The 26,743-nt window shown below is 48.4% G+C and carries 31 protein-coding genes, 2 tRNA genes and 1 pseudogene; 13 read left to right on the forward strand and 21 right to left on the reverse strand.

Annotation, left to right across the window (positions count from 1 at the left end):
* Positions 1–211, forward strand: a pseudogene (locus HP401_RS29655) (hypothetical protein); the annotation flags it as partial.
* A gap of 78 nt (positions 212–289) precedes the next feature.
* On the opposite strand, the gene HP401_RS05850 reads toward HP401_RS29655, so the two are convergent.
* The 5 genes from HP401_RS05850 to HP401_RS05870 form a co-directional block, all read right to left on the reverse strand.
* Positions 290–472, reverse strand: coding sequence for a hypothetical protein (locus HP401_RS05850; protein ID WP_173604406.1), 183 nt, complete (start codon positions 470–472; stop codon positions 290–292).
* Positions 473–731: 259 nt separating this feature from the next.
* Entirely contained in the window at positions 732–896 is a 165-nt protein-coding gene (locus tag HP401_RS05855) for a hypothetical protein (protein ID WP_173604407.1), read from the reverse strand.
* Positions 897–1,572: 676 nt separating this feature from the next.
* Positions 1,573–1,648: transfer RNA gene (locus HP401_RS05860), tRNA-Val, on the reverse strand.
* A gap of 25 nt (positions 1,649–1,673) precedes the next feature.
* Positions 1,674–1,750: transfer RNA gene (locus HP401_RS05865), tRNA-Ile, on the reverse strand.
* A gap of 362 nt (positions 1,751–2,112) precedes the next feature.
* A complete protein-coding gene (locus HP401_RS05870; protein ID WP_173604408.1) occupies positions 2,113–2,706 on the reverse strand; it encodes a phosphatidylglycerophosphatase A family protein in 594 nt (197 codons plus the stop codon).
* Between the two features lie 178 nt (positions 2,707–2,884).
* On the opposite strand from HP401_RS05870, the gene HP401_RS05875 reads away from it, so the two are divergent.
* Positions 2,885–3,589: an alpha/beta hydrolase gene (locus HP401_RS05875; RefSeq protein WP_173604409.1), complete on the forward strand. Its 705-nt coding sequence runs from the start codon at positions 2,885–2,887 to the stop codon at positions 3,587–3,589.
* Positions 3,590–3,591: 2 nt separating this feature from the next.
* Here HP401_RS05875 and HP401_RS05880 read toward each other — a convergent pair whose 3' ends face one another.
* The gene (locus HP401_RS05880; RefSeq protein ID WP_015892263.1) at positions 3,592–3,750 is read right to left on the reverse strand and encodes a hypothetical protein; all 159 of its coding nucleotides are present in this window, start codon (positions 3,748–3,750) and stop codon (positions 3,592–3,594) included.
* Positions 3,751–3,895: 145 nt separating this feature from the next.
* Between HP401_RS05880 and HP401_RS05885 the strand changes: the two genes are divergently transcribed.
* Both HP401_RS05885 and HP401_RS05890 read left to right on the forward strand, forming a co-directional pair.
* The gene (locus HP401_RS05885; protein ID WP_015892264.1) at positions 3,896–4,405 is read left to right on the forward strand and encodes a YjcG family protein; all 510 of its coding nucleotides are present in this window, start codon (positions 3,896–3,898) and stop codon (positions 4,403–4,405) included.
* A 77-nt stretch (positions 4,406–4,482) separates the two neighbouring features.
* Positions 4,483–4,938, forward strand: coding sequence for a GNAT family N-acetyltransferase (locus HP401_RS05890; protein ID WP_173604410.1), 456 nt, complete (start codon positions 4,483–4,485; stop codon positions 4,936–4,938).
* 105 nt (positions 4,939–5,043) lie between these two features.
* Here the strand turns inward: HP401_RS05890 and HP401_RS05895 are convergent, their stop codons facing one another.
* Positions 5,044–5,943 carry an NAD(P)-dependent oxidoreductase gene (locus HP401_RS05895; protein ID WP_173604411.1) on the reverse strand — a complete coding sequence of 300 codons (900 nt, stop codon included), beginning with the start codon at positions 5,941–5,943 and terminating at the stop codon, positions 5,044–5,046.
* A gap of 199 nt (positions 5,944–6,142) precedes the next feature.
* Between HP401_RS05895 and HP401_RS05900 the strand changes: the two genes are divergently transcribed.
* Both HP401_RS05900 and HP401_RS05905 read left to right on the forward strand, forming a co-directional pair.
* Positions 6,143–6,658 (forward strand): TetR/AcrR family transcriptional regulator, encoded by a 516-nt coding sequence (locus HP401_RS05900; RefSeq protein ID WP_173604412.1) that lies wholly within the window; start codon positions 6,143–6,145, stop codon positions 6,656–6,658.
* Positions 6,659–6,770: 112 nt separating this feature from the next.
* On the forward strand, positions 6,771–7,193 hold the full coding sequence (locus HP401_RS05905; protein ID WP_173604413.1) for a DUF3995 domain-containing protein: 423 nt from the start codon (positions 6,771–6,773) through the stop codon (positions 7,191–7,193).
* A 62-nt stretch (positions 7,194–7,255) separates the two neighbouring features.
* Here the strand turns inward: HP401_RS05905 and HP401_RS05910 are convergent, their stop codons facing one another.
* Entirely contained in the window at positions 7,256–8,101 is an 846-nt protein-coding gene (locus HP401_RS05910; protein WP_173604414.1) for a PHP domain-containing protein, read from the reverse strand.
* 107 nt (positions 8,102–8,208) lie between these two features.
* Between HP401_RS05910 and HP401_RS05915 the strand changes: the two genes are divergently transcribed.
* Positions 8,209–8,571 carry a hypothetical protein gene (locus HP401_RS05915; RefSeq protein WP_087349181.1) on the forward strand — a complete coding sequence of 121 codons (363 nt, stop codon included), beginning with the start codon at positions 8,209–8,211 and terminating at the stop codon, positions 8,569–8,571.
* Here HP401_RS05915 and HP401_RS05920 read toward each other — a convergent pair.
* Both HP401_RS05920 and HP401_RS05925 read right to left on the reverse strand, forming a co-directional pair.
* Positions 8,541–9,470 (reverse strand): MBL fold metallo-hydrolase, encoded by a 930-nt coding sequence (locus tag HP401_RS05920; protein WP_173604415.1) that lies wholly within the window; start codon positions 9,468–9,470, stop codon positions 8,541–8,543. The two genes, HP401_RS05915 and HP401_RS05920, sit on opposite strands and share 31 nt — an antisense overlap.
* Positions 9,471–9,479: 9 nt before the next feature.
* The gene (locus HP401_RS05925; RefSeq protein WP_173604416.1) at positions 9,480–10,202 is read right to left on the reverse strand and encodes a YitT family protein; all 723 of its coding nucleotides are present in this window, start codon (positions 10,200–10,202) and stop codon (positions 9,480–9,482) included.
* 285 nt (positions 10,203–10,487) lie between these two features.
* Here HP401_RS05925 and HP401_RS05930 point away from each other — a divergent pair, with 285 nt between their 5' ends.
* Positions 10,488–11,852, forward strand: a complete 1,365-nt coding sequence (locus tag HP401_RS05930; protein ID WP_173604417.1) for a hemolysin family protein — start codon at positions 10,488–10,490, stop codon at positions 11,850–11,852.
* 71 nt (positions 11,853–11,923) lie between these two features.
* The gene (locus tag HP401_RS05935) at positions 11,924–14,341 is read left to right on the forward strand and encodes a UvrD-helicase domain-containing protein (RefSeq protein WP_173604418.1); all 2,418 of its coding nucleotides are present in this window, start codon (positions 11,924–11,926) and stop codon (positions 14,339–14,341) included.
* A 151-nt stretch (positions 14,342–14,492) separates the two neighbouring features.
* Here the strand turns inward: HP401_RS05935 and fabI are convergent, their stop codons facing one another.
* The 3 genes from fabI to HP401_RS05950 all read right to left on the reverse strand — a co-directional run bounded on the left by fabI (position 14,493) and on the right by HP401_RS05950 (position 16,293).
* Positions 14,493–15,266, reverse strand: coding sequence for an enoyl-ACP reductase FabI (fabI, locus tag HP401_RS05940; RefSeq protein WP_015892275.1), 774 nt, complete (start codon positions 15,264–15,266; stop codon positions 14,493–14,495).
* Positions 15,267–15,360: 94 nt separating this feature from the next.
* On the reverse strand, positions 15,361–15,513 hold the full coding sequence (locus HP401_RS05945) for a hypothetical protein (RefSeq protein WP_173604419.1): 153 nt from the start codon (positions 15,511–15,513) through the stop codon (positions 15,361–15,363).
* A gap of 54 nt (positions 15,514–15,567) precedes the next feature.
* A complete protein-coding gene (locus HP401_RS05950; RefSeq protein WP_173604420.1) occupies positions 15,568–16,293 on the reverse strand; it encodes a ZIP family metal transporter in 726 nt (241 codons plus the stop codon).
* Positions 16,294–16,526: 233 nt separating this feature from the next.
* Here HP401_RS05950 and HP401_RS05955 point away from each other — a divergent pair, with 233 nt between their 5' ends.
* Both HP401_RS05955 and HP401_RS05960 read left to right on the forward strand, forming a co-directional pair.
* Positions 16,527–17,144: a MerR family transcriptional regulator gene (locus HP401_RS05955; protein ID WP_173604421.1), complete on the forward strand. Its 618-nt coding sequence runs from the start codon at positions 16,527–16,529 to the stop codon at positions 17,142–17,144.
* 154 nt (positions 17,145–17,298) lie between these two features.
* Complete coding sequence (locus tag HP401_RS05960; protein WP_173604422.1) at positions 17,299–18,387, forward strand: HD-GYP domain-containing protein; 1,089 nt, start codon at positions 17,299–17,301, stop codon at positions 18,385–18,387.
* 41 nt (positions 18,388–18,428) lie between these two features.
* On the opposite strand, the gene HP401_RS05965 is transcribed toward HP401_RS05960, so the two are convergent.
* Entirely contained in the window at positions 18,429–19,109 is a 681-nt protein-coding gene (locus HP401_RS05965; protein WP_087349173.1) for a TerC family protein, read from the reverse strand.
* 86 nt (positions 19,110–19,195) lie between these two features.
* Between HP401_RS05965 and HP401_RS05970 the strand changes: the two genes are divergently transcribed.
* Complete coding sequence (locus tag HP401_RS05970; RefSeq protein WP_015892281.1) at positions 19,196–19,717, forward strand: hypothetical protein; 522 nt, start codon at positions 19,196–19,198, stop codon at positions 19,715–19,717.
* A 142-nt stretch (positions 19,718–19,859) separates the two neighbouring features.
* Positions 19,860–20,339 carry a chemotaxis protein CheW gene (locus tag HP401_RS05975; RefSeq protein WP_015892282.1) on the forward strand — a complete coding sequence of 160 codons (480 nt, stop codon included), beginning with the start codon at positions 19,860–19,862 and terminating at the stop codon, positions 20,337–20,339.
* Between the two features lie 65 nt (positions 20,340–20,404).
* Here the strand turns inward: HP401_RS05975 and HP401_RS05980 are convergent, their stop codons facing one another.
* The 7 genes from HP401_RS05980 to HP401_RS06010 form a co-directional block, all read right to left on the reverse strand.
* On the reverse strand, positions 20,405–21,073 hold the full coding sequence (locus tag HP401_RS05980; RefSeq protein WP_173604423.1) for a hypothetical protein: 669 nt from the start codon (positions 21,071–21,073) through the stop codon (positions 20,405–20,407).
* A 49-nt stretch (positions 21,074–21,122) separates the two neighbouring features.
* Complete coding sequence (thpR, locus tag HP401_RS05985) at positions 21,123–21,719, reverse strand: RNA 2',3'-cyclic phosphodiesterase (RefSeq protein ID WP_173604424.1); 597 nt, start codon at positions 21,717–21,719, stop codon at positions 21,123–21,125.
* 63 nt (positions 21,720–21,782) lie between these two features.
* The gene (locus HP401_RS05990; protein ID WP_173604425.1) at positions 21,783–22,265 is read right to left on the reverse strand and encodes a hypothetical protein; all 483 of its coding nucleotides are present in this window, start codon (positions 22,263–22,265) and stop codon (positions 21,783–21,785) included.
* Positions 22,266–22,414: 149 nt separating this feature from the next.
* Positions 22,415–23,455: a hypothetical protein gene (locus tag HP401_RS05995; protein WP_173604426.1), complete on the reverse strand. Its 1,041-nt coding sequence runs from the start codon at positions 23,453–23,455 to the stop codon at positions 22,415–22,417.
* 3 nt (positions 23,456–23,458) lie between these two features.
* Positions 23,459–24,280 (reverse strand): 5'/3'-nucleotidase SurE, encoded by an 822-nt coding sequence (surE, locus tag HP401_RS06000; protein WP_173604427.1) that lies wholly within the window; start codon positions 24,278–24,280, stop codon positions 23,459–23,461.
* 107 nt (positions 24,281–24,387) lie between these two features.
* Positions 24,388–24,819 carry a tellurite resistance TerB family protein gene (locus HP401_RS06005; RefSeq protein WP_015892288.1) on the reverse strand — a complete coding sequence of 144 codons (432 nt, stop codon included), beginning with the start codon at positions 24,817–24,819 and terminating at the stop codon, positions 24,388–24,390.
* 100 nt (positions 24,820–24,919) lie between these two features.
* Positions 24,920–26,722 carry an SgrR family transcriptional regulator gene (locus HP401_RS06010; protein ID WP_173604428.1) on the reverse strand — a complete coding sequence of 601 codons (1,803 nt, stop codon included), beginning with the start codon at positions 26,720–26,722 and terminating at the stop codon, positions 24,920–24,922.
* Positions 26,723–26,743 lie beyond the last annotated feature (21 nt).

Below are 26,743 nucleotides of genomic sequence, written 5' to 3' on the forward strand. Positions count from 1 at the left end.
TACTATTATTCAGAACACACGACCGCGAGCTTGTCCTGGATTGAGTGTTGAATTTAAAGGTGTACTTTTCGCTAATGGTCGGTTTTTCTCAGTCTTTGACGTTGAAAATTCAACAGATACTTCAGTACTTGTTAGAATCAGCCGTGAACGAGCGCAAAGGCTTATTCGTAATGGAGCACGGAGAATCCCAGTGATTAGAAGAACTTTTTAAATATCTCGGCTGGATTCTTTCAGCTACTGCGATGGAAACCCTGTGGAGAAACTGCTGCAGGGTTATTCCATTTACACATTATGTTAATGTCGGCTTGATACCGTGTTGTTCTTCTAGTTTCTGATAATGCAAGCGATCTTCCATTAAGCTGAGTTCGTCTGCCACTTCGCCTTGTCCATTCTTTCTGAGATAAGTCCGAATAACCCATTTTTCCTTTTCATCAAGTGTGAGGTAGAACGATGATCCATTTTCTCTAAGCATTCCTTTCCTCCTTATCACGTTGAGCAATTTGTTGTGAAGATGTATTGAAACCAATTTCTGTAACATTCGTATTTAAATAAAAGATGAGTAATTGGAGTGTGAAGCCAGTGGAACTAATAATCTTTGTGTTCGAATTTATCGGTAACCTCGTAGGATTGATTCTTGGCAAAGAAGATCCGCATTAAGTGCCGTTACTAACTTAATTGATCTTGTGTATCCAAATGCATTCGATCCGCGCCACTGGATACACGTTATCAATTTAATTAATCAATCCGTTTTTCTCTTCCGCCTCGATTGCCATTTCATCTACATGTCCCGACAAGCACCCCAAGGTACAAAAATGATCGACAGAAGGTTTTTTGCTTACCAATATCCACTCTGGCTTGTCCCCCACGATCTCTTCATAACAAAATGCACATTTCATCGCTTTTCCCTCCTTGTTTGTGGGTGAGGAACAGGGGATTAATCCACGTGATAAACGTGTGCATTGTAGTCTTTGTTGGCTTTCCCTAGTAAGTAAGCCAATTGCTCCAGGTTGGCAACCTGTTTATCGAATGCGTTAGCTGTTTGAGTCCTTCCAACTCGTAAATGCAATGCCGCTTTATTCTTGCTTTGATCCGCTGCGCGTGAATTACATGAATTGAAACTATGTAAGGCAAATCAAAACAAATTGCGCCTTCAATTTGGCGAGGGCTATGAGGATAATAATCTAGTTGTCTGCTACGATGACGACCGACCACAAGACCCTCGCAACCTACTGAGACACTACGAACGAATCACGAGGAAAAGCGGACTCCCAGTCATTTGTTTTCATGATCTACGTCACACTCACGCTACTATGTTATTACAGCTGGGCGAGCATCCTAAAGCCGGGTTGGAATTACAATGGATGTATACAGCCATGTCATGCCGGACATGCAAAAAGAGGCTGCTGACAACTTCGAGAAAATACTGAAACAGAAACGCTCAAAATGACTCTTCTTGAATAAAGGTTGTCAAAATGTTGTCAATCGACTACTTAGGGGGACTATGTTGTCAGGGTGGATGGACGAGGACATAAGAAAAACCCTTGATTATCAAGGGTTTCAACATTCGATATATGGTGATCCGGACTGGGTTCGAACCAGCGACCCCCACCCTGTCAAGATGGTGCTCTCCCAACTGAGCTACCGGATCATGGGATATGTGTGTGATCGTTTAATGGTGGGCCCTGTAGGACTCGAACCTACGACCAATCGGTTATGAGCCGACCGCTCTGACCAACTGAGCTAAGGGCCCGAATCGTATCGGACGTCGATCACATTTATTACTATACAGCATCGTAAAATGGATTTCAAGAGGAAATGAATAATTTCTTGTAAAAATTTTCACTCGTACCAAAAGAACACTAAGAAACCCAGTGAAATCAGGCTTGTTTTCCCCTTGTAAAAAGCCATTCTCCACCGCTGCTGCCCACCTCCCCCTACAAATCAGGGAGATCACCTACCTGATGGCATCACTTCTTACATGGCTGCATCAAGCATATGAGCTACACCAGTGGAGAATTGACTCTGCCAGACAAAAACGATCAATAAAGCTAACAAGAACAAACAAGATAATTAGGTAACAATTGAAGCAAACACCCTCATCCCAAACCTAACCTACCCGGCCTGCTCCGTCCCTTTCGCTTTCTCCTCGACACGCAGCTCGGCTTCCTGTTGCTTCGACGCCTCACTTCGTGCCAATTCCGCCTCCTGCTCATCTCTCATCCGATGGGCCATGCGGCTAGACGCATTGGCTGCCACACTCGCCACGAGGTCGTCCAAAAACGTGTGAACACGTCCCTCGCCCGACTTAGTATCCAGCCTTTTAATCACCCCGACCTTGTGCTTATCCAAATGCCCAAAGGTGGTCACTGCGATACTTCCATATCCAAATACGGAGCCTAGCGCCAATGTTTCGTCGCATCCGAATAGTCCTTCATCTGACGCAATGATGGATTGGAGCGGCTCTGACAAGAGGCCCTTTTCTGCTAACGTATCCAACTCAACGCCAACCAGGATGGCGTGCTGCATTTCTCTTTTTTCCAAGACCGCTTTCACGCTCTCGATGCACTGCGCCATTGTGAGATCTGGATGGTAAGGCGACTGCATGAGATAGACGATCTCTCCGATATCATCCAACGTCACTCCGCGTTCTGCCAAACGTGCGAGAGCAGCGTTTCTGACTTCGATGCTGTGTACTTGCTTCTTCATATAAGAGACAACCCCTTCCACAAATCGAGTGAAGTCGTTTTCCTACCATAGTATCACACACGAGCCAAATTGCGACAATCTTTCGCCCAATGCCGAACTCTACACCCAAACTATTGGGCATGCCCGCTCGCTCCTGTATAATAATGAACAGGAATATCCCAATAAGGAGGACAACGCAGTGGCCCTTGAGGAAATCATCTTGGAAAGCCGGCATTTGGGGACGCCGGAAAAGCTGATTGTCTACACACCCCAACGCTACTCGCCACTCTACTCGTATCCAGTCCTCTACGTACAGGATGGGGAAGATTACTTGGCGATGGGCAGAATGGCTTCTTTTCTGGATCAATTGAATGGGGACAAAGAATTGCCTGATATCATCGCTGTCTTTCTCCCTGTCGAGAAAAGCAAACGGAACGACCGTTATCATCCGGATGGTAAGGAGCACATGGCCTACCGACGCTTCCTCGCCGAAGAAGTCGTGAGCTATGTCGATACCCATTACTCCACACATCCTTTGGGAAACGCACGAACACTTCTTGGCGAATCTTTGGGCGGGGTTGTCTCTCTGTTCACTGCGCTTAACTATCCACATACGTTTGGACAAGTTGCCTGCCAGTCGATTGCCATGGACGCAAAGCTAAATCGTCTGGTAGCTGATGCTGACTTTTCCGTACCACAAACCATTTATTTGGAAATCGGGACGGAGGAAACGGCAGTAAGCACGGGGCGTGGCACTTTGAATCTCCTTGCGGCCAATGAGGAATTGCGCGAGATTTTGGGCACGAAAAAAGCCACCCTCATTTATGAAACGTTTGAGGGTGACCATACGTGGGGCCACTGGCAGCGCAATCTACCGCGTATGCTAAAGACGCTTTACGGGTAAACTTACCGTGGCTGTTCTTCTTGTGGACCTTCATCCTTGATCGTCGATACGAGAGCCTCTTCAAATTCTCCTTTTCGTATCGCAGTCAAGATCGTGAAGGTCAGCACAGACAGTAGAAGCAGGACGAGAAAAATGAATGTGATCATCATAGCCGTATGCATGCCATGCGGCACCTCCTTGCACTACACAGTCTTTCCTTTGGCGCAAGGAATATACGGACCCACGCTTAACATTACACAAATGAAGAATTTTCTGTTAAAATAATATCTTGTAGAGCATGATAGATAGTAAGGAGGAGTGGTTCTGATGATGTACAGTATCGTAATATTCCCATCTAGCAAGGTGCAAGAAGTAGCCAACTCTTACCGGAAACGTTATGACCCGGGCTATGCTTTGGTTCCTCCGTATATCCGTTTGAAGGAAGCCTTTGAGCTGGACGAAGCGAAGCTGCCTGAGCTGGTGAGCCATCTGGAGCAGGTTGCCTCCTCTACTGACAGTTTTTCGGCTCATTTCCATCGGGTATCTTCTTTCCATCCTACCACCAACGTGATCTATTTGGCTGTGCAAAACAAAGAACCATTTAACGAGCTGCATCAAAAGATTGCCAATCAGTGTGTGAATGAAAAAGAAACCTACGCATACGTACCGCATCTGACCATCGGGCGCGACCTGTCCGACGATGAGCTGCGTGATGTAACTGGTCAACTAAGCATGGCAAAAATTGATCTAAACAGCGAAATTGATCGCTTCCACTTGGTTTATCAGCTCGAAGATGGCATCTGGAGCGTTTACCAGACTTTCCTTCTCAAAAAATAAACACCCTATCCTCAACAACCAACCCTCCCTGCGTATCCATCGTAGGGAGGGATATTTTCTAAAAAAGGACGAATACGATGAACCTGCAAACCTACCAGATCCAAAGAGTCACCACGGAACAAGAATTGGCGGATGCCCTGTCGGTACGCCGAATCGTTTTCATCGAGGAACAGGAAGTACCAGAAGAATTGGAAATCGATGAGCATGACACCCTTGATGGCGGGACGATTCATTTTGTGGCCTACCGCGATGGAAAGCCAGTGGGCGCAAGCCGTATCCGCACCTACGCACCTGGAGTGGGAAAAATCGAACGGGTGGCGGTTGCCAAAACAGAACGCGGTACCGGGCTGGGCCGCAAAATCATGCTTGAGATGGAAGAGCTGTCCAAGCAACACGGTTATGACAGCCTGAAGCTGAATGCACAGACGCAAGCCCAACGGTTTTATGAAAAGCTCGGCTATGAACCTTTTGGCGACTTATTTGACGATGCAGGTATCGAGCATATTGCGATGGTCAAATCCATTCGCGAATAAGAGAAGCTGCGTGTAGCTCCATTCTTCATTTGGAAAAACAACCTCGTTTTCGTTATGATCAGCATGCGAAACGAGGTTGTTTTTCATTTGCCCCAGAGAAAAGAATTAGTTCACCAATGGTTTCCGGATTGCCTCAATGACGCGATCAAAAGAGTCAGCACCGTAGCCCTCTGCTACTTTCTGTGTGGCCAATGTTAGCAATGGCATCAACCACTCAACAGGGATTCCCTGTTCCTGGCTGGCATTGATGATGTGTTCAAGTCCTAGTTTGTTCGTATTCAAATTGGACACATCTGTCGTGAAGTTTCCTTCATCACGTGCACGTGCGGCAACCGGATCTGTTAAGAGCGGGGCAATCAAGTGATTTACCCAGTTGGTTGCGTATGGAAGAAACTCTGTTCCTGTTATGTTTGCCGTACTTAATAGGGCATGTGCATGCATGGAGCCATACCAAGCCCCATACATCATGGTAAGCAGCGACAAATCATAGATCAACGGAACACCATAGTCTTCACCGAGATAGGCAGCGTTACCTCCCAACAGTTTCAATGTCGGTTCATATGCTTCAAATAGAGCCTTCGACCCACCGTAGAAAATGAGTGTTTCGGGCAGTCCAATCATTTGAGGGATAGCCATGATCGCTCCATCCAGATATTGCCCACCGTGCTCGCTTACCCACTTGGCTGTCTTGCGTGCATCCTCCGGTGTTCCGGTAGTGAGGTTGACGATGACACGCCCTGATAATTCATTTTCTAATGGCGCAAGCTGCTCTTGCATGACTTTGTAGGTTGATAAGCAAACAACGACCAAGTTGCTTGCCACGATTGCCTCTCTCACACTGCCCGCCAGCACTGCTCCCTTCTCAACCAGACCTTTGGCTTTATCTGCTGAACGATTCCAGACAGTCGTTGGATGACCGCCTTTTAAAAAAGCATCCGCGAGTGCTACTCCCATATTGCCAAGGCCAATAACAGTTACAGACGCAGGAATTGATGCTGAATTCACAGGTCGACACTCCATTCGTTTTATTTTTCTAAGCGAAAAGATCCAGCACTTCATGCAAGGTCTATCGCTCTTGATTGCGATTCTAAAGCTTTACACTAGTGTGAATGTCAATACAAAATACAACTCTTCTTGACACTTCACACCCAGTGGAATAACATGGAACCAGAAACATACGATATCGTATCTTTTGAGGTGAACCATGCAATACGTACGTGAAGATTGGATTCGGGCGGGGCTCGATATGTTGGCTGAAGCAGGCATTGACGCTGTTCGTGTGGAGCCTCTTGCCAGAAAACTGAAGATCAGCAAGGGGAGCTTTTATCATCACTTTCCGGATCGTCAAGCACTGTTAGACTCCATGATCGATTATTGGGAGGAGCATGCGACCGAGCGGATCATTCGAGCGCCACACTCGGACAGCATGTCGTTGGAACAGCTTTTGTCGAGCGTTTTTAGCAGCGAGCGAAAAACCGAAGCCGCTATCTACAATTGGGCGAAACAGCATCCTGCCCTTTCCAACCGTCTCGTGGAAATCGAGCAGCGCAGGATCGGCTTCGTAGCCGCCCTGTATGAGAAAAAAGGGCTTGCTCGCGCTGATGCAAAGGCACGCGCTCAACTCGCGTACCTCCTCTACATTGGTTGGCTCGTTCGCCGAGAGCTGGAAACGCCTTTTGATATGTCCGCACCCTTGGAACATTTTATGACCTGGATTTGATTCCCACTTCCCCCTTTCTGCCTGACAGATTGTCTCGTGCAGATTTTTTTACCCAAAACATACGGGTACGTATCTTTCGTGAAGACCTTACAAATCAATAGGAGGCATTTCCATGACGCATATTTTCCCCATCTCATCTGCTATCTTCTTGGTCATCGTGTCCTTGCTGCATTTTTATTGGGCCTTCGGAGGAAAATGGGGGACCGATTCCGTCATTCCCACAACAGCCGATCATGCACGCCGGACTTTTTCCCCTGGGAAAGGCGGAACGATCATCGTTGCCTGCTTGTTGGCTTGTGCCGGTTACATTTTGCTCGCCCAAAGCGGCTATCTATCACCCGTACTCTCCCCTTCTTTGATTCAATGGGGATGCATGGTCTGTGCTGCTGTATTTGTCCTGCGCGCTGTGGGAGACTTCAACTACATTGGCTTTTTTAAAAAAGTAAAAAATACGAAGTTTGCCCGTCAAGATACGGCATTGTTTACCCCTCTTTGCTTGTGGTTAGGGATATCCTTTCTGCTCGTATTGTTTTAAACTCACCAAAAACCCTCTTCCCATAAAAGAGAAGAGGGTTACTTCCATTATGTTTAGATGAATTACACCTTCCGCTTCTCCGCAATCGCACGTAGCTGTTCAACAGCATCCATCCCTGCGGTATGTGAGCCGAGCATCGCATGAAAAGGCTCCTCTCCACGCCAACCATGGAAATCAGAACCCCCGGTGACAACAAGTCCGTATTGCGCTGCCCACTTGCTGTAGCGCATTTTTTGTACCTCATCATTGTCCGGGTGATTGACTTCAATCCCGTCCAATCCGAATACAATCAACTCCTGGACGAGCTCATCATCGTCATACAGACCCGGATGAGCCAGCACCGCCACTCCGCCAGCCTCTTTGATCAGCGTAATCGCTTCCTGGGGGGGAATGCGTGGAGGATTGACATAAGCCGCTCCCTCTTTGCCCAAGTATTTATCGAAGGCCTCTGCAATCGTTGAAACGACACCCAGCTCCATCAGTTCTTCTGCAATATGCGGTCGCCCGATGTTTTTGTCCGTGCCCTGCTTGCGGCGGTATACCTTTTCCAAGGAAATGTCGATACCGAGCTCCTGTAGCCGTGCGATCAGCAGTTGGTTACGCTCATGCCTCGTCTCTCGCAGACGAAAGAGACGCTCTTCAAAAGCTGGGTCTTCATACGGGACAAAATAGCCGAGAACGTGAATATCCTGCCCCTTCCCTACGGAGCTCACTTCCACTCCCGGAATGATTTCCACGCCGAGTGCGCGGGCAGCCTCCATTGCTTCTGGAATCCCTGCTACCGTGTCGTGATCCGTGATCGCCAGTGCAGCAAGTCCTGCCTCCTTCGCCAAGCGTACGTTTTCCGCCGGCTCGCAGGTACCGTCTGACGCTTTTGTATGGGTATGCAAATCTGCCATAAGTTCCATTCTCGTCCACTCCTTCTTTTCTTTATTCTACAAGTCTGAATTGGTATTGCCGTACATAGTATGAGACTAAGCTTCGATTCCCAATGGTTGAACCGAGGAGGATGTCCATGCGGTTAAAAAACAAGACCCTTACCGGTGTCGTTCAGCCACTCTCTTATGTTGACAAAATGCTGCGGCAGCAAGGCTTTCATCGTTCAGGAGGGGACAGTATGCCCACGTACGATGTTGTCATGTACGATTCCGCCAGCAGCAGCGCGTATTTTTTGCGCATCCCTACGAACTACACCAGCACAACGACCGGAAAAGGGGAACTAAATGTCAAACTGGGTCATCCGTATTTGGAAGCAAAGTTCTATATGAACACCACGTCCGAAGAAGTTTTTTTCATTCCCAAGGCCGTCCGCGAAGCTGCAGAGCATAAGCTAGCAGAAATCGCCGATTACCTTTCTTCTCCTTCGGCTCCATCCTGAACAGTTCTCCACAACCACCGATTTTGTTTAAACCGGTATGCCACCCTCTTTGTTTTCTGCAGCCCGACCAAGTAACCCATAAACGCCGTCCGAAACAGGACATAGCTCGAAGCATTCTCTATGGAAATGTGTAAACGCTCACACAGGAGGGCTAACGCTTCTTCTGCTGTTCTCTCCTCTACGAAAATGTCGCAGATCACCGAGAAAATCCGCTCATGCCAAGCAATATTTTTATTCACGGCATCATGAGAGGTGGTGGTATATGCTCCGTGCCCAGGCAAGTACCCCTTGTAGTTGGTTGCAAGAAGTTTATGAAGACTGAGTAGGGTCTCATGCGCATCCACAAGAAACGGCAGCTTGTGCTTTTCCAAAACCTCTTCTCCTAAATAACTGTCGGCAGCGAAGCATATCTCATCACAGACGACGCCAACCTGTTGCCAGCTATGCCCCGGCAGAGAAAGGATAGAGAAAGGTACGCCACCAATTTCGATCCCTTCATCCAGTGGAAGGAGGTGGTCCACCCGAGAAGGCTGCGCCAGCAAAAACTTGTTTTTGAGATCCTCAAGTGGGGCTGCACCCATGTTCAAGTAAATGGGCTCAAGTATCGGGTTCCGAATGATCGCCTCTTCCAGCGGTGGCGCATAGACCCTTGCTTCGGGCCAGCATCCGAGCAAGTAGGCGTTGCCACCGAAATGGTCGGCATGAGCGTGCGTTTGAATAATGGCACACAAGGGCTGGGCGATAGCGTCCAGTCCTTTCTTGATTTTTTTGGCGGTTTGGGTATCCAGACCAGAATCGATCAGGATCGCTCCATGCTCACTAATGACAAGTCCTATGTTAACATGACCAGGAAAATAACCAACACGCTCCGTTATCATTTGAAATGCTTGTCCAGACAAAACAGTCCCTCATTTCATCCTTTTCCTATTTATTTTCTCCAAAACATCGCCTTCCCCTTCCCTATTCCTATATCTCGTACTCGTGTTTACATTGTGGCGCGATGAGCGGTCATCCATTTTATGTGAAAAAAGCGGGCCAATGATCGTATACGGTGGCAGAGGTCGTCCGAGTCCACTGAACATATGCGTGGTCGCCGCAATGGAAACGATTGTCAGAAACGAAAAAACCATCCTCTCCATCCCGATGGTCTGAATCGAGCAGAGTACGATTAGCCCATCAATGAGAAAAATCAGCAATGCAACGCGCAGCTTGTATCGTCTGGCAAGAAATTGCGCGAACAGGTCTGTCCCACCCGTATTTGTCTCGTAGGCAAGCATCAAGCCGACACCCATTCCGATTAACACACCGCCAGTAACCGCGGAAAAGGAAGTTGACCACAGATTCCAGCCACGCATATCCGAGAGAATGTCTATAAAAAAAGCAGAAATTAGCATGCCGTGAAAGCTGTGAAAAAACAAGCTGCGATCATAAAAAAAGACGATGACATACACAGGGATACTGATCAAAATCATCATGAGACCGGTCGGCATCTGCATGTAATATGTCGCCAACAAACCGATCCCGATCATGCCCCCTTCCATTAAGCGATGCGGAACTAAAAACAGATTGACTCCAACGCCTAGAAGCACGCTTCCTGTGAGAATCGCTACACTTTTTTGCAGCCAGTACATGTCGCTCCCCTCCTTAGACCGTGCTCGTTTATGTTTATGATCAGAAAGAAGCAGGTATGTCCAAGCAATGCTTCAGAATGCGCTGGTTCAAATCGGAACGTTTTGACTGTTCGGTTGACCTATTGGTATACTTACGAGTAACAAGAAAACCTGTAGCTTGGCTCATGAAAAGCATATCCATTGCAGGTTTTAGATCGAATATTTATCCATTTTTGGTCGTACATGTAAAATACCATTATCGTATCGGAGGTGAATTCTCCCCCTTTCGCACTGCGGGAGGCGGAGGTGTGCTTGGAGAGTCCGATAGGGGAGATTACGCTGAATCTGCTGCTCGTGGTATTTTTGGTTCTTCTGAACGGCTTCTTCGTCGCAGCAGAATTCTCGTTGGTAAAAGTTCGCCAAACTCGTCTGACCCAGCTTGTCAGTGAAGGCAATCACAAAAGTGCCCGCTACGCGCAAATAGTCACACGAGAGCTCGACGCCTATTTATCCGCCTGCCAGCTAGGAATTACACTGGCTTCGTTGGGGTTAGGCTGGGTCGGTGAACCTGCCGTCGCCCATTACGTCGCGCCCGTCATAGCATTTTTTCATTTCCCATCTTATTTGGTCGGTCCGACCTCACTTGCGATCGCCTTTGCTATCATCACATTTTTACATATCGTCTTCGGAGAGCTTGCGCCCAAGTCTTTGGCGATTCAAAAAGCGGAGGCCACTTCCCTATGGACTGCCGCACCGCTCATGTTTTTCTACAAGCTGAGCTATCCGCTCATCTGGCTTTTAAACGGAGCAGCCAATTTCCTGATCAGACGCCTTGGAATCAAGCCTGCCAACGAAAACGAATCTGCTCATACAGAAGAAGAAATCCGCCTTCTCATGAACCAGAGTCATAAAAGTGGTCACATCGACCAGACCGAGATGGCACTCGTCGACAATGTCTTCGTGTTTTCCGAGCGTCTTGCCCGGGAAATTATGATCCCACGGATTGATATGATTTGCCTCTACGACGACAACACGTTTGACGAAAACCTCGAAATCATGAGAGAGTCTCGCCATTCACGCTTTCCCGTCGCCCATGAGGATAAGGACAGGCTGATTGGCTTTGTGCACATTTCAGATTTTTATCTCTCTGCGCTGACGACAGGGAAAGCAGAGTTAACCGATTTTCTCCGCCCATTATTGACGGTGCCGGAGTCCATGGAAATCAGCCACGTCTTGCGCTTGATGCAAAAGCGCCGTTCCCAGCTTGCCATCGTGATTGATGAATACGGCGGTACAGCAGGGTTGCTAACGATGGAGAACATTTTGGAGGAAATCGTCGGTGACATTCAGGATGAGTTCGATGAAAATGAGCGCCCTGAAATTGAAGAAAGCTCCAGCAACACCCTCTCGGTTTCCGGCAAAACTCTCTTGACAGAACTGAATGATTACATATCGATTGAAGTCGTTTCCGACGAAGTCGACACCATTGCCGGATGGCTCTACAGCCAGTTAAATGAAGAGGTCGCGAAAGGTAAAACCGTCACATTCCAAGGCTATCTTTTTGCGATCAGTGAACTGGAAAACCATCGCATTACACGGGTGAGCATCACGTATTTGGGAGCAAAGGATTCGTCCGCTCTTCCTGAGGGCATCGTGTCGCTACACTCCTAATCGAAAAGAACAACCATAATGGCAAGTGTCCCCTGCCGACAGGGGGCACTTCTTGTTTCCGAGGTGTCCTGATGAACTACGCTTTACTAGACAACAAACCCATCCTGTTGCTACCTGAGAACTACAACCGCATACCGTTTTGGCGCATGGCTGCCCGGCAGGACAAGGTACGCTGTCCAGCCTGTGCATCGGCGCTTCGACTTCATGCTGGCATCAGCTTTGAGCCGCATTTCTTCCATCCCGAAGGAGCAGAGTGCCCGCTTCTGACGGAAAATGGTCCTGCTCCTCTCGATTCGCTGCAAGCGATAAATGAAACGGCAGCCACTGCCTTTCAAGCTGTTTTGGCTGCTACGGCCGCAAAGGATCACAACGACGATAACGCGAAAGAACTACTCGCTTTCTCATCTAAGGAGCACAGCGAGGCATCCATAGACGTAGACGAAGCAAATACAACAACCATCGGCTCCTTTCGCCTTCCGAAAAAGAGAACGATTGGCGCGAGCACGACGCCTCCCCCGTCAGCTCCGAAGCCACCGGTTTTCCGCAAACGCTTGATGCCGAAGAAGACCATCTCTCACATGGCTGAGCAAATGCGCGATCAATCGCTGCACCCGGGACAACAGCAAGCGGTGCACGCTACCGAGGGGCCTTTTCTCATCCTCGCCGGAGCCGGAAGTGGCAAGACGCGCGTCATGACTGCACGCACGACTCACTTGATCTCAGATTTGGGCGTCAAGCCGAATCAAATCATGGTCGTGACCTTTACAACCAAAGCCGCCGATGAAATCCGTCAGCGTATTGCCCGGCAGCTACCCGCTGGACAAGCACGTGAGCTGATTGCTGGAACGTTCCACAGCATCTTTTACCGAATGCTCCTGCATCACCAGCCTGAACGCTGGGATCAGCAGCGCCTTTTGAAAAAGGATTGGCAAAAATGGCGGTTGATGCGCGAGACTGGTGCACTGCTCGGTCATGACGACCTTGCCACGTTAAAAGAAACCGAGATCACCGAAGCACTCGGCATCATCAGCCGTTGGAAAAACGAATACATCCTCCCCCATGAGGTCGCGTATCGGGAAGCAACGAGCGATGCTGAAAAACGGGCGATCCAGCTGTATCCCCTCTACGAGGCCACAAAGAAAAAGCATCAATGGTTTGACTTTGACGACATGCTCATTGGCTGCTACGAAATGCTGCGCGATGATCCAGGACTCCTGCGCCGGTATCAGGAACGCCTAACCTATGTGATGGTCGATGAGTTTCAGGATATCAATCGCATTCAGTATGAGACGGTCAAGCTATTAGCCGCTCCGCAAAACAATTTATGTGTCATCGGGGATGATGACCAGTCCATTTACGGGTTTCGTGGCAGTGATCCGCAGTACATCTTGGGCTTCACCAAAGACTTTCCGCAAGCGTCGACATTTACACTCGAGGTCAACTACCGTTCCCATTCCTCGATCGTCAGTCTTGGCTACTCGCTGATCGGTCACAACCGGGAGCGATGGGCAAAGGAATGTCAGTCCTTTCATCGCGAGGAAGGTGACACGTATTTATTCGAGCCGGAAGACGAAGAAGAACAAGCTTCCCGGATCGTCGATGAAATTATCCATCGTCGCGAGCTGGGTGCCATTTTGGGGGAATGCGCGATCTTATACCGTACCAATGAATCGGCACGCCCCATTTTGGAGCGCTTGAGCGAATACGGAATTCCTTTTCATTACACACAAGAGGAGGAATCCTTTTACCAACGCCAGACGGTTCGCTGGACGCTGAATTATTTGCGGCTCGCGTTAAACCCGGATGACACCGATGCGCTAAAAGAAATATTGTCGACCCTCTACATCTCAGCGGAAATGTGGAATGCCTTGCGCAGCCAAGCCATCATCGAGGACAAGCCGATTCTGCACGTTCTTCCGCATCTGACACAGCTCAAGCCGTATCAGCGCAAGCACATGCAGCAAATCAATGAGATACTCACCGCGTGCAAGGATGTTCCACCTGCTCAGGCATTGGAGCTGATCTATGAGGATGGCAAACTGCGCGATTATCTAAAAAAACGCGCGAAAGACCGGGAAGATGGCCGGGAACGTTGGAGCGATGAGCTACAGCAAATACTGGCAGCATCCAAGCGCCATGCGACGATCAGCGATTTTTTGGCTTATATCGATCAAATGACGCGACAAGAAAAAGAGTGGCGCACCATGCGACCACTCCCGGACGAAGCTGTTCATGTTTTAAGCATCCATCGGGCAAAAGGCCTCGAATACGACCACGTCTTCTTGCCCGATCTGGTAGAGGGTGCCCTTCCTCATGAGTACACATTGGATGAGCTGCGAAAAGGCGGCTCCGGTGCGCTTGAAGAAGAACGCCGTCTCTTATACGTCGCGATTACCCGGGCCCGTCACAGCTTGTGTATCGGTATCCCCCGGGAGCGATTCGGACGAAAGACCCGCACCTCCCGCTTCATCGCCGAGATGGGAAGGTAAGTACTGAAAGCCACCGCCCATATAAATCAAGAATTCTTCCATGTTCGTAATCAATGGAAACATAAAACAGGCCCCCTTTCACGCATTCATTTTGGGTATAGTATGCGAGAAAGTGGGGCCTGTTATTCTTTTTCGGGAAATTCGCTTCTGGTTAGCCGCCCATAATGCTGTAGCCAGCGTCGACGTGCAGAATTTCACCCGTGATTCCTCGGGAGAGATTGCTGAACAAGAAGAGAGCGGTGTCGCCTACTTCCGATTGGTCAATCGTGCGGCGTAATGGCGCTTTTTCCTCAATTTCCTTCAGCACGGAGTTGAAATTGCGGATTCCTTTTGCGGCAAGCGTACGGATTGGACCAGCAGAGATCGCATTGATACGAATGTTCTCTTTGCCCAGGTCGTTTGCCAAATAACGAACAGAAGCATCAAGTGCAGCTTTGGCTACACCCATCACGTTGTAGTTTTGAATCACGCGCTCACCGCCAAGGTAAGTCAACGTCACGATGCTTCCGCCCTCCGTCATCAACGGACGAGCAGCACGAGCAACTGCTACTAGGGAGAATGCGCTAATGTCTTGTGCCAATGCGTATCCTTCGCGGGAAGTGTTCACATACTCACCTTCGAGCTCTTCCGTTTTCGCAAACGCGATGCAATGCGCTAGGCCATGAATCACGCCCACTTTTTCTTTGATCACAGCAAAAGCCGCTTCGACGTCCTCATCCTTCGTGACATCGCAATTTACCAACAGCGACTCTACTCCCATTTTTTCCGTGAGTGCCGCCACGTTTTCACGCAGACGCTCCCCTTGGTACGTAAAAATCAGATTCGCTCCAGCATTATGTAAGGATTGCGCAATTCCCCAGGCAATACTGCGGTGGTTCGCTACGCCCATGATGACGATGTTCTTTCCTTGCAACAATGTATTCATTATGTATCTGCCCCTTTCCCAACTTATTCCCCTGCATTATAACCGATCTTGTCCATGGATACGAGTGGATAAACGAGAGAGGCAGTGTAAAAATTTAATCGGTACTTCCGGCCTGATCACTTAGCGTTGATAGAGCTTCAGAGGAAGCCCACGATTCCTGCAATGGATTCAACGATGTCCCCATGACCGGGAATTCAGTCAGTGACTGCAAATGATCGTCTGTTTGCATTTGTTCTTGATGGTTCATGCTGTAAGTCCACACTCCCTTCCTTCAGACTAGACTGGCTAGGAATGGGGCCTTTTATGCATGCAAGTGGTTCGCGTGTAAAAAAGCAGACAAGATCAGATACACGGCCATCGCGCCAACAAAATAAACCCCGTACTGTGCCTTTTTGGTTTGTCCGATATAAGGGACGAGATGGCTGGCGGATACATATAAAAAAATACCAGTCGTCATGGCCAGCATAATGCCAGACCAATTCGATGGAAACATTCGCTCAGCAAAGCCAAAGCTGAGAGCTCCTGCAATCGTCGCAATCCCAAGGGACGTCGCGCCCCAAAATGCTTTCTTTCTCGAGTTGGTCGCTGCCAGCAACAGAGAGGCTATGGTTACACCATCCGGAATTTTGTGCAGCAGCATCGCCACCAACACGGATACCCCAACTTCTGAATCCATCCGCAAGCTCGCGACTAAAGAGACGCCTTCGACAAATGCATGTAATAAAAAACCGGTCATGACCCCAATCATTCCCGTGGAGCCAAACTCTCCACTCGACTTGCTGATTAATTCCAAAGCAAAAAGCGTAACAAAGCCAACGAGCACAAATGGCATCAACCACAAGCTCTTATCAGAAAAGACATGTGGCATCAAATCTAGAAGCGTAATCGCCAACAGTAGCCCAGCCCCTGCACTGATCATCGCAAACAACGCCTCGGACGACCAAGCACGCAGACATAACAGCAGTCCCCCGATACTGCTCGCCAAGACAGCAGTCAAAAGGACAATCCAGAAAACAGATTGCATCATCCGGTCCTCTCCTCACCCAACGAGCAAAAACATGCTTACTCCTTCCATATGTACGCGCCTGTCCCGGTCATTATGAGCAGCCTAGCAAATTTGACAAAATACGACGACCTGTCCGAATCGGACGAAAGATCACTAGTTTTTAGAACCTTTGTCGATTCTCTCTTACCCGGAAAATATTGGTGCTATAATGAGTCCACCGGGAATACCGAGAGGAAAAAAGGGAGTGATTCGGGATGGATGTACAAGTTTGGATGGCTTCAAAAGAGGTAGCTGATCGCCTTGATGTGCATGTTCGTACACTACGTAACTGGCTGGACTTGTTCGTACCTGCTCAGGAACGTCTGAAAAATCCGCAGGGTCACTATTTGATCAGCGAAGCAGGCTTTGAACTGCTCAAAGAAGTGAAAGAAAGAAAAGATAACGGTAACAGCTCGTTAAAAGATATTCAGCGCCAACTGATAGAAGAAGGTCGCCTGTCCGAGGAAATGCTCATGGAAGAAGAACTCTTGGGTGCGGAAGAAACCGCCGTTACGCTCAGCGCCACAAATAAGCTGGGTACGAGCATGCGAGAAGTGGAAATGACAGTCCACGAGACACTCGTCCAATTTCAGCAGGAGCTCACTCAACTCTCCTCCATGAATCATATGCAGTCGACCATTCTGCAAAAGATTGCGGACATAGAAGAAATGCAAGAGTCCCTCCGCTTGGAAATGCGTCGCGTTACTTTTGAACTGGATCTTATGCAACAACGCTTGACTCGTCGTAAGGAGCGCTATGCCCGCTATGAGCCTCGCTGGTCACTCAATCCATTCCGCTGGTTTACACGTTCAAATCGCGCAGCCGAGCAATAATCGTGTTTTTTCACAAGGTAAAAAATGACAATTAAGAGAAGTACCTCGACAGCGCTAGTCTCCCCATGTTCTACTGTGATAAAATGGTACTACATGAACTGCCAGAAAATCAGGACTATTTACATTCCACAAAAAAAGGACTGGGGCTTTCGTTGTGAGAAAATTGCATATTACTTCGGTAAAGCCGGGCGATGTCATCGCCAAGAGCATTTTCCAGGAAAATGGGAACGTTCTGTTGGGGATCGGGGTACAACTAACTCCCCGTTACATTGAACGCCTTGTTCAATTGGGAATTGATACCCTTTACATTCAAGACAAGCACACAGAAGATATCATGCCGGAAGATGTAATCCGCGATGAGACGCGTAAAGAAGCCGTGGATGCCGTGTACAAAACGATGACCACCCTCATGGACCAGCCGCAGATCAAGCGCCGTACGTCCGCACCTGATTTCGGAAGCAGTTTTCAAAAGGTTTTTCGAGAAATCTTTCAAGACTTGAGCAATCGCAAAGACATCTTAGTCAACCTGTCCAGTCTTCACGTGCTGGATGGTTACCTTTTTCACCACGCTGTCAATGTCGCCATTCTATCTGGTGTGGTAGGGATGGCCAAAGGCTACAACCAGCAGCAGATGATGGAACTGGGAATTGGTGCGCTTTTGTTCGACATCGGCATGACACAGGTTCCTAAGGAGCTCTGGACCATGCCTACAGAATTAAGTGCAGAAGAACGCCAACGTGTCCAATACCATACCGAAGAAGGCTTCAATATTTTGCGGAATCAACATAATATCTCAGTCGTCTCCGCACACTGTGCGCTCCAGCATCACGAGAGATACAATGGAACAGGATATCCCCGTCAGCTCAGTGAGAATAACATTCACGAGTATGCACGAATCGTGGCAATCGCCGATGTTTACGATGCCTTAGTTTCCCCGCGCCCATTTCGGAAAAGCTACTCGCCGAGTGATGCTACCGAGTACTTGTTCGCTACAGGAAACACCTATTTCGACCTCGACCTGCTCAAGCTATTCTTGCAGCACGTCGCTATTTATCCAATTGCTTCTACGGTATTGCTGAGTACAGGACATACCGGCGTCGTTTCCAAAGTAAATCCATTGGCTGTGAATCGACCTACCATCCGTATTCTTACCAATGAAGATGGCTCTGAAGTAGCCAGCACCTATGAAATCGATCTCTACGATAAAGAATGGATGAGCGTGACGATCGTCAAAACCTTATAGGCCCACGACAAAGCTGAGATTCCTTATTCATCTCAGTTTTTTCATGCGTGGGTCCGTGTCGTTTTTGTACGTTGCAAATATCCCGCTATTACTACGAGAGCGACCAACCCAATTTTGATCGCATATTCGAGCCAACTCCTCCCTGCGATCCACTCACGCATCGTATTTTCCATGAGAATCATATTCGCCGCTGTGACTGCCAGGACACCTGAACCAACATAAACAAGCCATAAAAAGCGCTCCATTGCCCTTAAAATGAGTTGGCTACCAAAAACCATGAGAGGCACACTGATCAAGAGGCCCAGCACGATAAGCACAATGTCTCCTTGCGCTGCTCCCGCAATAGCGAGTACATTATCCAGTCCCATCATCACATCCGCCACAACAATCGTCTTGACCGCTTGAATCAAGTCTTCACTCGAGTTGAATGCTTCCTCTCGCTCATCCTCGCGCAACAGGTTGTAGCTGATCCAAAGCAGAATAATTCCGCCAATCAGGTATAAATACGGGATTTTCAGCAAATAAACAGCAAGAATCGTAGCAATCACGCGTACGATGATAGCAAGAAACGTCCCCCACAAAATGGCTTGTTTTCGTTGTTCGACAGGAAGCTTCCGGCATGCGATGGCAATGACCACGGCATTATCTCCACTTAATACGAGGTTGATGGTAATGATGAGTAGCAGCGACGAAAAAAAAGCAGATTCAAACAAAGGATGCACCCTCCCTAAACTTTTTGAGCCCTACTCGCCACCCTTGTACGGTGCCCCTGATTTTTTGTATGATGGTAACGAGGAGGGTTGTCGAAATGTCGAAACAATTCGTTATAGAAGCGATCATGTTGGCTATCTACGGGGAGTTGATGGTCCCATCGCAACCAGTAGAATATCTGATACCCGCGTCGACAATCTATGAATTGGACGAATTTATCCAGAGTCCTGAACCTATCATGCCCTACTCTGCTGATGATCAGTATGTCCGGCGGATTATGAAAGAAATGAGCCAATTTTTTGCCGATCCATTCAACCGCAAGCGAATGGAAAAAGGACTGATAGCCCCATGGTCCAAGGTTCCCTTTTCTTTTCCGAACGGCGTGACCCTGACGGTCGTAAAAGTAGAGGACAACGCCATGTGGGGGGAAATATTTGATCCCGTAGAGACACAGCTATTGTTGACGGCCATGAAATTTGAGGCCCCACTTCTCACAGACCAGCCTGATTATCAGGATCGGATATTGGAATATATCGTGCCTGTTCAATTTTACGATGTGGATGATTTTGATTTTGCTCTTGAGCAAGGAATTTCATTGAACGACCTTCGTGAACCATAATCAAGAAAACAGACCGACGAGCCTGACGCTTGTCGGTCTGTTCTAAGTCTTTGCCTGAGATAAAAAAACGTCCTGAGTAGGTTTGCCCATGGTACAATATGGGTAAAGACATGGAAAGAGGTTCGGGGAGGAATCATGTACGATGGAAATGACGAAAAGAAGCAATGGTTCGGATTCGGAAGCTGAAGCTGCTGTTGACCAACAGATTTTGTTTAAAATGGGGAATGAATATTACGGCCTGTCGATTTCGCTCGTACGTGAGATCATCAAGCCGCTGCCCATTACACGTTTTCCAAAATCTCCACTTTATGTCGAGGGAGTCATTGATCTGCGTGGACGGATCTTACCGATCATCAACTTGCGGAAAATGTTTGATTTGGAACCTATGGAAGAAACGGATGACACTCGCTTTGTCGACTTGCAGATGGATGGGTTGAACATCGGAATTATCGTGGATGCGGTCTCTGAGGTCCTGAATATTCCGCAGAGCTTGATCGAGCCTGCACCACCCATTATCGCTGGTGTAGAGGGTAAATATTTGCAAGGTATTGCCCGAATGAACGACAAGCTGATCATGCTGCTTGATGTGGATGAAATTTTTGGACAGTGGAAAAAGAAGTAACGAACAGTGTAAAGCCCAGTGCGAAGAAAATGCACTGGGCTTTTGTTCTCTTTATTCGTTATTTCCTACTCTCTGCCTCCGCTTGCTAAATACGCGAAGTTCACCCACACCATCTCTTCGATTCCCAAAATTTCTTTGAACAGGTCAACCGAGTCGTACAACAGTGAAGCCCCTGTGTCGTCATCGACGTTCGTCAATAACTGCAAATCAAAAAGGGAACGTAACTGCTGAATCTGCTTGGGACCCACGATCCGACTAAACGACTGCGGCTTGATACGTGTGATCCCTTTACCTACCTCTCGCCGATACAACTCCGAACGCACTACCCTCTCCAGTATGTCTTCATACTTTTGCCGAACGTCCTCGCTGTCTACAATTCCTTCCTGCAGGTCAATCTCTGGATAAAGCCTGCCGAACTCGGCTTCCGCCATTTCCACATCGAGCGAGTAGCTGATTGTCGCGGACGCAACCTCGAAGCCTGCATCGAACAAGCGAAAGCCCCAGCCGTTGTCCTCAGCGTCATGAAACCAGAGGAGGGGAACGAATTGCTTGGACAGTCTCAGCAAAAAATCAAGCGTCGTGGAGGTTTCCAGCCACTCATCCTGCAGGAAAAATGCATTCCAGTCGCTGTTGACGTTTCTGTGGAAGTGTGCCTGCTCTGTCTTGGATAAGGCAATCAGTACTTTCGGTTCGTATTTGCGTGGATAAAGAATGCCGGTCGTGAACTCACCCATCCGTTTTCCACCGCTTTCTGGAAGGCTTCCCTGATCCTTTCTTCTTAGTCTATTCAGGCAACGCTTGTTTTTTGCTGTGATCTTTATCAAACGTGCTCGTGTGGATAATCGTATGTACCGCACCCTCTGGCAACAGCTCGGAATGATACAAATGGAAATGCCGCGTCTTCCATTGTGGCGGCTCCTGCGCTAAATAGCGTTCATTCCAATCCAAGAGGGCAAGCTCATTCCCATTACGATGCGGACCTCGGGCCAGCGTAATATGTGGGCGATACTGCTTCCGATCGTAGGACAAGCCTTCGTGCAATTCGAACCGTCTGCCCAACAACAAATGGAGCTGCTTCAGAGGGGAAAGTTGACCGCGCAGTCCCAGCCAGAGCACACGTGGATGCAGAGCATTCGGAAAAACCCCAAAGCTGCCAACACGCAGGGTCATTGGCTGGATGATCGCGCTGACAATATCCATGTCCTCGCAGATAGCGGGTACGAGTGACTCATCCACTTCTCCAAGAAAATGCAGAGTCAAATGCAAATTAGCGAGAGACTGCCACCTGTCCGCCGTCACATCTTGCTTCAACCGTTTTTGAACATCGGCAATATAAGCGGTAGCCTCAGCTGGAATATCCAATGCGATGAATAAGCGCATTTCTGTCCTCCTTCGAAAAAAATAGCCCTCCTGTGACGGAGAGCCATTCTCTTTCATGCCGCGTTAGGCAGCCATCATCTTTCCGGTTACAATTCCCAAAACACTCCTGACATATTCGGCAAGACGGTTCGTTCCAGGCTGGTAGGTAAAGCGAAGGGTCAGCTCACTATGACCCACATGGCCAGCGGGAGGGATATTCCAAAAGTACTCCCCTTCCCCATATAAAAACTCTTCAATGCGCTGCTTCTTTCCTTCGATATCGATTTTCGGATCGTGCGTCAAAGAGAACTTCATCATGACAGAAAATGAATCTGTCCAAACGTGATCGCGCTTATGTAATTTCCCATGGATAACAACTAAACCGGCTTCTCCCCACAGATTGTACTCGAGCAAAGCCTGAAACTGCGGATGGACCTGCAGCTCCAGCGCAGGAAGCCCTCCTTCGATTGTAAGTGCATGACGTTGTGCCAGTTGCTCAATCTCCCCTTGAAAACGGTGGGCGCATTCAGAAACAGCCTGGAACAAATTGGGTTCAACAGCGTACATCGTCGTCACCTCTCCCCAATGGAATGTCTGTCTTACCTAATTCGGATTCGCTCTTGTCGTATCCTTTGTTGAAAAATGACTTATTTACCCATATTTCATCGAAGACAAAAAAATTCCGGGGAGAGTCCTTTTTCACAATCTCTCAACAATTACAGGTAAGGGACAGGCATTCCTGGAAACGCTTTCGCAAACACCTGCGCAAGATACTTCTGTACCTCTTCATCCAGCTCCAAATGGTAGAGGCGACCGCTCTCATAACGCAGTAGTGGATAGGCACCCAACTGTAAGGGAGAAGCGTCCTGCGTCTGTACGTACTCCGGCAAGGTCATCAAAAAGCGCGAGAACGGATTCGCTTCATCCTCTGACATATGAACGATCTCGAATAAATGCGAGAGACTAGGCGTAAGCACGATCATTGCGTAATCACCCGCTTCCGCAGCCCATACGGTAAAGGACGTATCCCGGACCTCGCTGCGAGCGTGCCTGCGTATGACCCATACTGCTTGCTGCACAGTACTCATCAATAAATGCTGGGCCCCTTCTTCACCATGGACATCTCTCATGTGCTTGTACCGCAATACGAAGGCCATCCCCGATTCTGTAAAAACAGATGCAGGCAAGCTCATCGCTGAGATGCTTTCAGTCTCTTCCTCACGCACCTGCACCTCTTCTGGAAGTGTATCGGGTGTCCCCTCATAAAGCGCCTGAATCATCTCACGTGTACGAGCCACTTCCGCTGGGGAAAAAGTGAGGGACTCGGAATAGATGTGGGTAAGCTCACGATCCGCATAAGCCAAGTAGTGCAAAGAAATATACGGCTGCTCGATCAATCTCAAGGCCATGCTTCGCTCATCAGCAAGCGCTATGTCGAACGTCAAGGGAAAACCAAGTGGATTCAGTGGGTCCGACAGGGTCCAAATGACAGCGAGCAGTTTATTTTGATACGTCTTGAATTCGAGTGAAACGGCATCTCTCGTCTGCTCGCTGAAAGCATCCACCGATTCGAACACCAAATACAGCTCCACTTCGCCAGTGCCACTAAGACGAACAAAGTATGGAAGCCCCTCTTCTTCTGCCAGCTTGTACAAATCGTGATAAACAACGGGATCGAGTACCTCTCCCTGTGTTGACTCTTCCGGAGAACACAGGGTGTCATCGGGGGTTAGCGGAGGAAAAAAATCGTCGTTCATACTTTATTCCTCCTGTTTTCCCCAAGCTTTTAGCAATGCCCAATTGTCCATTTGTTTTAAGAGAGTCCGGTCTGTCGCGTCAATGTGGACAGGGGTAATTGCAATATAGCCATGCTTGAGCAAATCATAGTCCAGCGGCTCCGCCAGAGGCATGACCTGAGGATACTCGCGGGCTAAATAATAGCCTTCTGCTTCTTCACTATATTTGTCTTCATAATGGTTCATGGACAAAGTGGCCGGAACCATTCCTTTCACCTCAGCCAGTGGTACATGCGGGATATTGATATTCCAGAATACCTCTGACGCCAGTTCCCCTTTGATCGCACGATCGCTGAACTCTTTTACAAGCGGACGAATCATCTCGACTACCTCGCCGTAGTTGTCTTGATCGAACCAGTTATCATAGGACAGGGCAACACCAGGAACACCCAAAATTACCGCCTCCCTGGCACCGCTGCACGTACCGGAGTAATAAATATCACGTCCGAGATTCGTTCCGACGTTAATCCCTGAGAATACGATATCCGGTTTTTTCCCATGTTCAAACAGGAGATGGTAAGCAGCTTTTACACAGTCTGCAGGGTTACCATTGACCGCCCACGCTTTCACCGGCATTCCGTAAAAATCACGCTGTTCAGGCGAGAGTGCACTCCGATAAGTGATTCCGTGTCCAACCCCGCTTTTCTCTTCAACCGGTGCTACTATAGAGACTTCCGCTCCTTCCAGAGTGAGCAAAGCTTCTACCAACCGCTTGATACCAAGAGCATCAATGCCATCATCATTCGTAACCAAGATCCGCAAAATAGGGTCTCCTCCTTCATCCATAGCGTTGCCACTTGCTGGGACGTATTTTTCTTATTGTACTGTAGAAAAAGAGGCTGCGCCAAGCTTCCTCCTAAAACGAAAGGACCCCAATCATATTGGGGCCCCGGCTATTCTTCTACAATATCTTTCCATCGTTCGCGCCAAGCAATCCCTTCGCGAATCCACTCTTCTACTTGACGCTGCTTTTCCTCCGAGATTCCGATCAAGCAAGCGATGCGAGCAATCTCTTTTGTCTCCGATGCGGATAGCTTCCGATCGATCAATGCCATGTGGTAGAGCTTGCGCATCATCACGAGCTTTTCAGTCTGGGTCATGGCAACCAGGTCTTCCACGATGACTTCCGGACGTTTCGGATAGTCCAAATCATCCATTAAAATTTGTCGTTCTTTCAAAGTAAAATGCTCCGAATTAACGATTTCATGAATACGATCTATTTCTTTGTTTCCTATATAACCGTCGGCGTGCCCGACGCAGATCATCAAGCGAATAGACGCAAACAAAATGTGTTTGTCCTTTTCGATTTTGGTATACACCGGCATAGTTCCTCCTCAAAAAACTTTATGAGCATAATAGATATCTACATATAATAATACGATGAAAAACGAAAGCGGTTTCACATCATTATGTGACAAATTTATGCTATTCCCTAACAAAAATGCGCCTGAAATCAATCCAACCATAGGCATCCAGACTTACACCAGATAATCGCGGATGTGCAAGCATTTCAACCCGATTCGAATACAGCGGGACAAACGTGTTGCAAGCCGCAAGCGTATGCATGATGCTGTCTACGCAAGCTTGTCGGTCTTGTGCTGTTCGGGCGCACGACAGACGATTCATCCAATACGCGATCTCTTCCTTTCCATGCGGATCTAAATGATGAGAAATACTCAACGCACCAGCGTGTAGAAATTCTCGTAAAGACAGCTCCGCCCTTTCATCTACATTCGCACTATCCACAACGAAATCAGCCTCTTGTAATAACGAAGGCGAGGCAAGCTCCTCAGGGGATGCATACCTAATCTCTATGGCAATTCCGTATGCCTTGCACGTTTTCTGAATCCACTGGGCATCTTCTATATGATCGGAATCTGGATACGTATAGAGCGACAGCGCCTCTCCCTGATACCCGCTCTCTTTGAAAATACGAACAAACTCCTGTGAACCCGGCACCTTTTTTGGTTCTTGGAACGAATCCGTTTTCCCCCAGATGACTGCATGCTCCCTCGTTCCCTGTAGCTCTTGTCTCAAGGCTTCTCCACAAATGATAGCCACCACGAGACTCCGAAATTCACGATGTGACAGCGGGCCATTCTTTGCTCCATTCATGCTGACGTATTGAAAACAATCTTCCAATCTGCCAACGTCACTCCATGCCAGAAAGCTCGTATCCCGATGATCATCCAAAGCCGTGACAGATAACAAGCTCTCATCTGCCTGCTCTTCTGCTGCCATTCCAGGTACGCACCAGATTTCAATTCGGTCCAGGAACGGCCTTCCCCCAAAATAAGGCGTGAACGCTTCCAGCACGAGCATGGAATCATCGTTGCGGATTACACGAAACGGCCCCGTTCCTACTGGCATTTGTGCAAATTGCTCCCCCATCTCCAGAACGTAATCAGCGGGGACTATTGCCATGTATTCCTTGCTCAGCGCTTGAAAAAACAGTTCATCCGGCATATGCAAAGAAATCGTTATTACGTATTCATCCTTGACGGTAATCGACTCGATTGAAGCGGCTAGCCAGCGATGTTTATAGGAATGCTCCATCAAACGAAGGAAGGAAAAGCGCACATCATCGGCAACAAGTGGACGGCCATGATGGAATAAGACACCTTTCCGCAAGTAAAAAGTCCATTGCTTTCCTTCTTCACTAGACTCCCAATAAAAAGCGATAGCGGGCTCAATCCGTCTCGTGACTGGATCAAACTGGACAAGAGAATCAAAGAGCTGCTTGACCATATGTGACTCGGAGCGCAGGAGAATATGAATCGGATCAAGCCCTGCGAATGGTCGGCTGTAAAACAAACGCAAGGTATCGACTCTACCCTTACTTCCTTTTTCCCGCTTCACACGATGTCCAAACTGACTATTCATCCATCGTGAAAATTTTTCACCCAAAACAGGCAACTTTCCCCCATATTCGTCGATCATATCCCGTGCAGCACGAATTTCCCCTTTTTGCACGAGTTCCTTGGCTACGCTCATAATCAGGTCTTCGGGCACTAGCAAGCATGTGAGTACAGATCGATTTCCTCGACCTCTCCCCGGCTGCCAAACTACCCATCCCTGGCTTTGCATTTTCTTCAAGGTCAAGGTCGCATTCCGCAACGTACAAAATAATATCGAAGCAACTTCAGCTAACGATATGTCAAGCGGATGCCCGATCGTTTCATTCGGCCGCCCCGCACATAAACGCATGTATTGTTCAACGAGTTGCATCTTGCCACCACCAATTCGCCC

This window comes from Brevibacillus sp. HB2.2 (assembly GCF_013284275.1).
GTDB classification, from domain to species: domain Bacteria; phylum Bacillota; class Bacilli; order Brevibacillales; family Brevibacillaceae; genus Brevibacillus; species Brevibacillus brevis_D.

Excerpts from the sequence above, each read along its gene's own strand:
- HP401_RS05850 (WP_173604406.1), bottom strand. The coding sequence starts at position 472 with ATGCTTAGAGAAAATGGATCATCGTTCTACCTCACACTTGATGAAAAG.
- HP401_RS05855 (WP_173604407.1), bottom strand. The coding sequence starts at position 896 with ATGAAATGTGCATTTTGTTATGAAGAGATCGTGGGGGACAAGCCAGAG.
- HP401_RS05870 (WP_173604408.1), bottom strand. The coding sequence starts at position 2,706 with ATGAAGAAGCAAGTACACAGCATCGAAGTCAGAAACGCTGCTCTCGCA.
- HP401_RS05880 (WP_015892263.1), bottom strand. The coding sequence starts at position 3,750 with ATGCATACGGCTATGATGATCACATTCATTTTTCTCGTCCTGCTTCTA.
- HP401_RS05885 (WP_015892264.1), top strand. The coding sequence starts at position 3,896 with ATGATGTACAGTATCGTAATATTCCCATCTAGCAAGGTGCAAGAAGTA.
- HP401_RS05890 (WP_173604410.1), top strand. The coding sequence starts at position 4,483 with ATGAACCTGCAAACCTACCAGATCCAAAGAGTCACCACGGAACAAGAA.
- HP401_RS05900 (WP_173604412.1), top strand. The coding sequence starts at position 6,143 with ATGCAATACGTACGTGAAGATTGGATTCGGGCGGGGCTCGATATGTTG.
- HP401_RS05905 (WP_173604413.1), top strand. The coding sequence starts at position 6,771 with ATGACGCATATTTTCCCCATCTCATCTGCTATCTTCTTGGTCATCGTG.
- HP401_RS05910 (WP_173604414.1), bottom strand. The coding sequence starts at position 8,101 with ATGGAACTTATGGCAGATTTGCATACCCATACAAAAGCGTCAGACGGT.
- HP401_RS05915 (WP_087349181.1), top strand. The coding sequence starts at position 8,209 with ATGCGGTTAAAAAACAAGACCCTTACCGGTGTCGTTCAGCCACTCTCT.
- HP401_RS05925 (WP_173604416.1), bottom strand. The coding sequence starts at position 10,202 with ATGTACTGGCTGCAAAAAAGTGTAGCGATTCTCACAGGAAGCGTGCTT.
- HP401_RS05935 (WP_173604418.1), top strand. The coding sequence starts at position 11,924 with ATGAACTACGCTTTACTAGACAACAAACCCATCCTGTTGCTACCTGAG.
- fabI (WP_015892275.1), bottom strand. The coding sequence starts at position 15,266 with ATGAATACATTGTTGCAAGGAAAGAACATCGTCATCATGGGCGTAGCG.
- HP401_RS05945 (WP_173604419.1), bottom strand. The coding sequence starts at position 15,513 with ATGAACCATCAAGAACAAATGCAAACAGACGATCATTTGCAGTCACTG.
- HP401_RS05950 (WP_173604420.1), bottom strand. The coding sequence starts at position 16,293 with ATGATGCAATCTGTTTTCTGGATTGTCCTTTTGACTGCTGTCTTGGCG.
- HP401_RS05955 (WP_173604421.1), top strand. The coding sequence starts at position 16,527 with ATGGATGTACAAGTTTGGATGGCTTCAAAAGAGGTAGCTGATCGCCTT.
- HP401_RS05970 (WP_015892281.1), top strand. The coding sequence starts at position 19,196 with ATGTCGAAACAATTCGTTATAGAAGCGATCATGTTGGCTATCTACGGG.
- HP401_RS05975 (WP_015892282.1), top strand. The coding sequence starts at position 19,860 with ATGGAAATGACGAAAAGAAGCAATGGTTCGGATTCGGAAGCTGAAGCT.
- HP401_RS05980 (WP_173604423.1), bottom strand. The coding sequence starts at position 21,073 with ATGGGTGAGTTCACGACCGGCATTCTTTATCCACGCAAATACGAACCG.
- thpR (WP_173604424.1), bottom strand. The coding sequence starts at position 21,719 with ATGCGCTTATTCATCGCATTGGATATTCCAGCTGAGGCTACCGCTTAT.
- HP401_RS05990 (WP_173604425.1), bottom strand. The coding sequence starts at position 22,265 with ATGTACGCTGTTGAACCCAATTTGTTCCAGGCTGTTTCTGAATGCGCC.
- HP401_RS05995 (WP_173604426.1), bottom strand. The coding sequence starts at position 23,455 with ATGAACGACGATTTTTTTCCTCCGCTAACCCCCGATGACACCCTGTGT.
- surE (WP_173604427.1), bottom strand. The coding sequence starts at position 24,280 with ATGGATGAAGGAGGAGACCCTATTTTGCGGATCTTGGTTACGAATGAT.
- HP401_RS06005 (WP_015892288.1), bottom strand. The coding sequence starts at position 24,819 with ATGCCGGTGTATACCAAAATCGAAAAGGACAAACACATTTTGTTTGCG.
- HP401_RS06010 (WP_173604428.1), bottom strand. The coding sequence starts at position 26,722 with ATGCAACTCGTTGAACAATACATGCGTTTATGTGCGGGGCGGCCGAAT.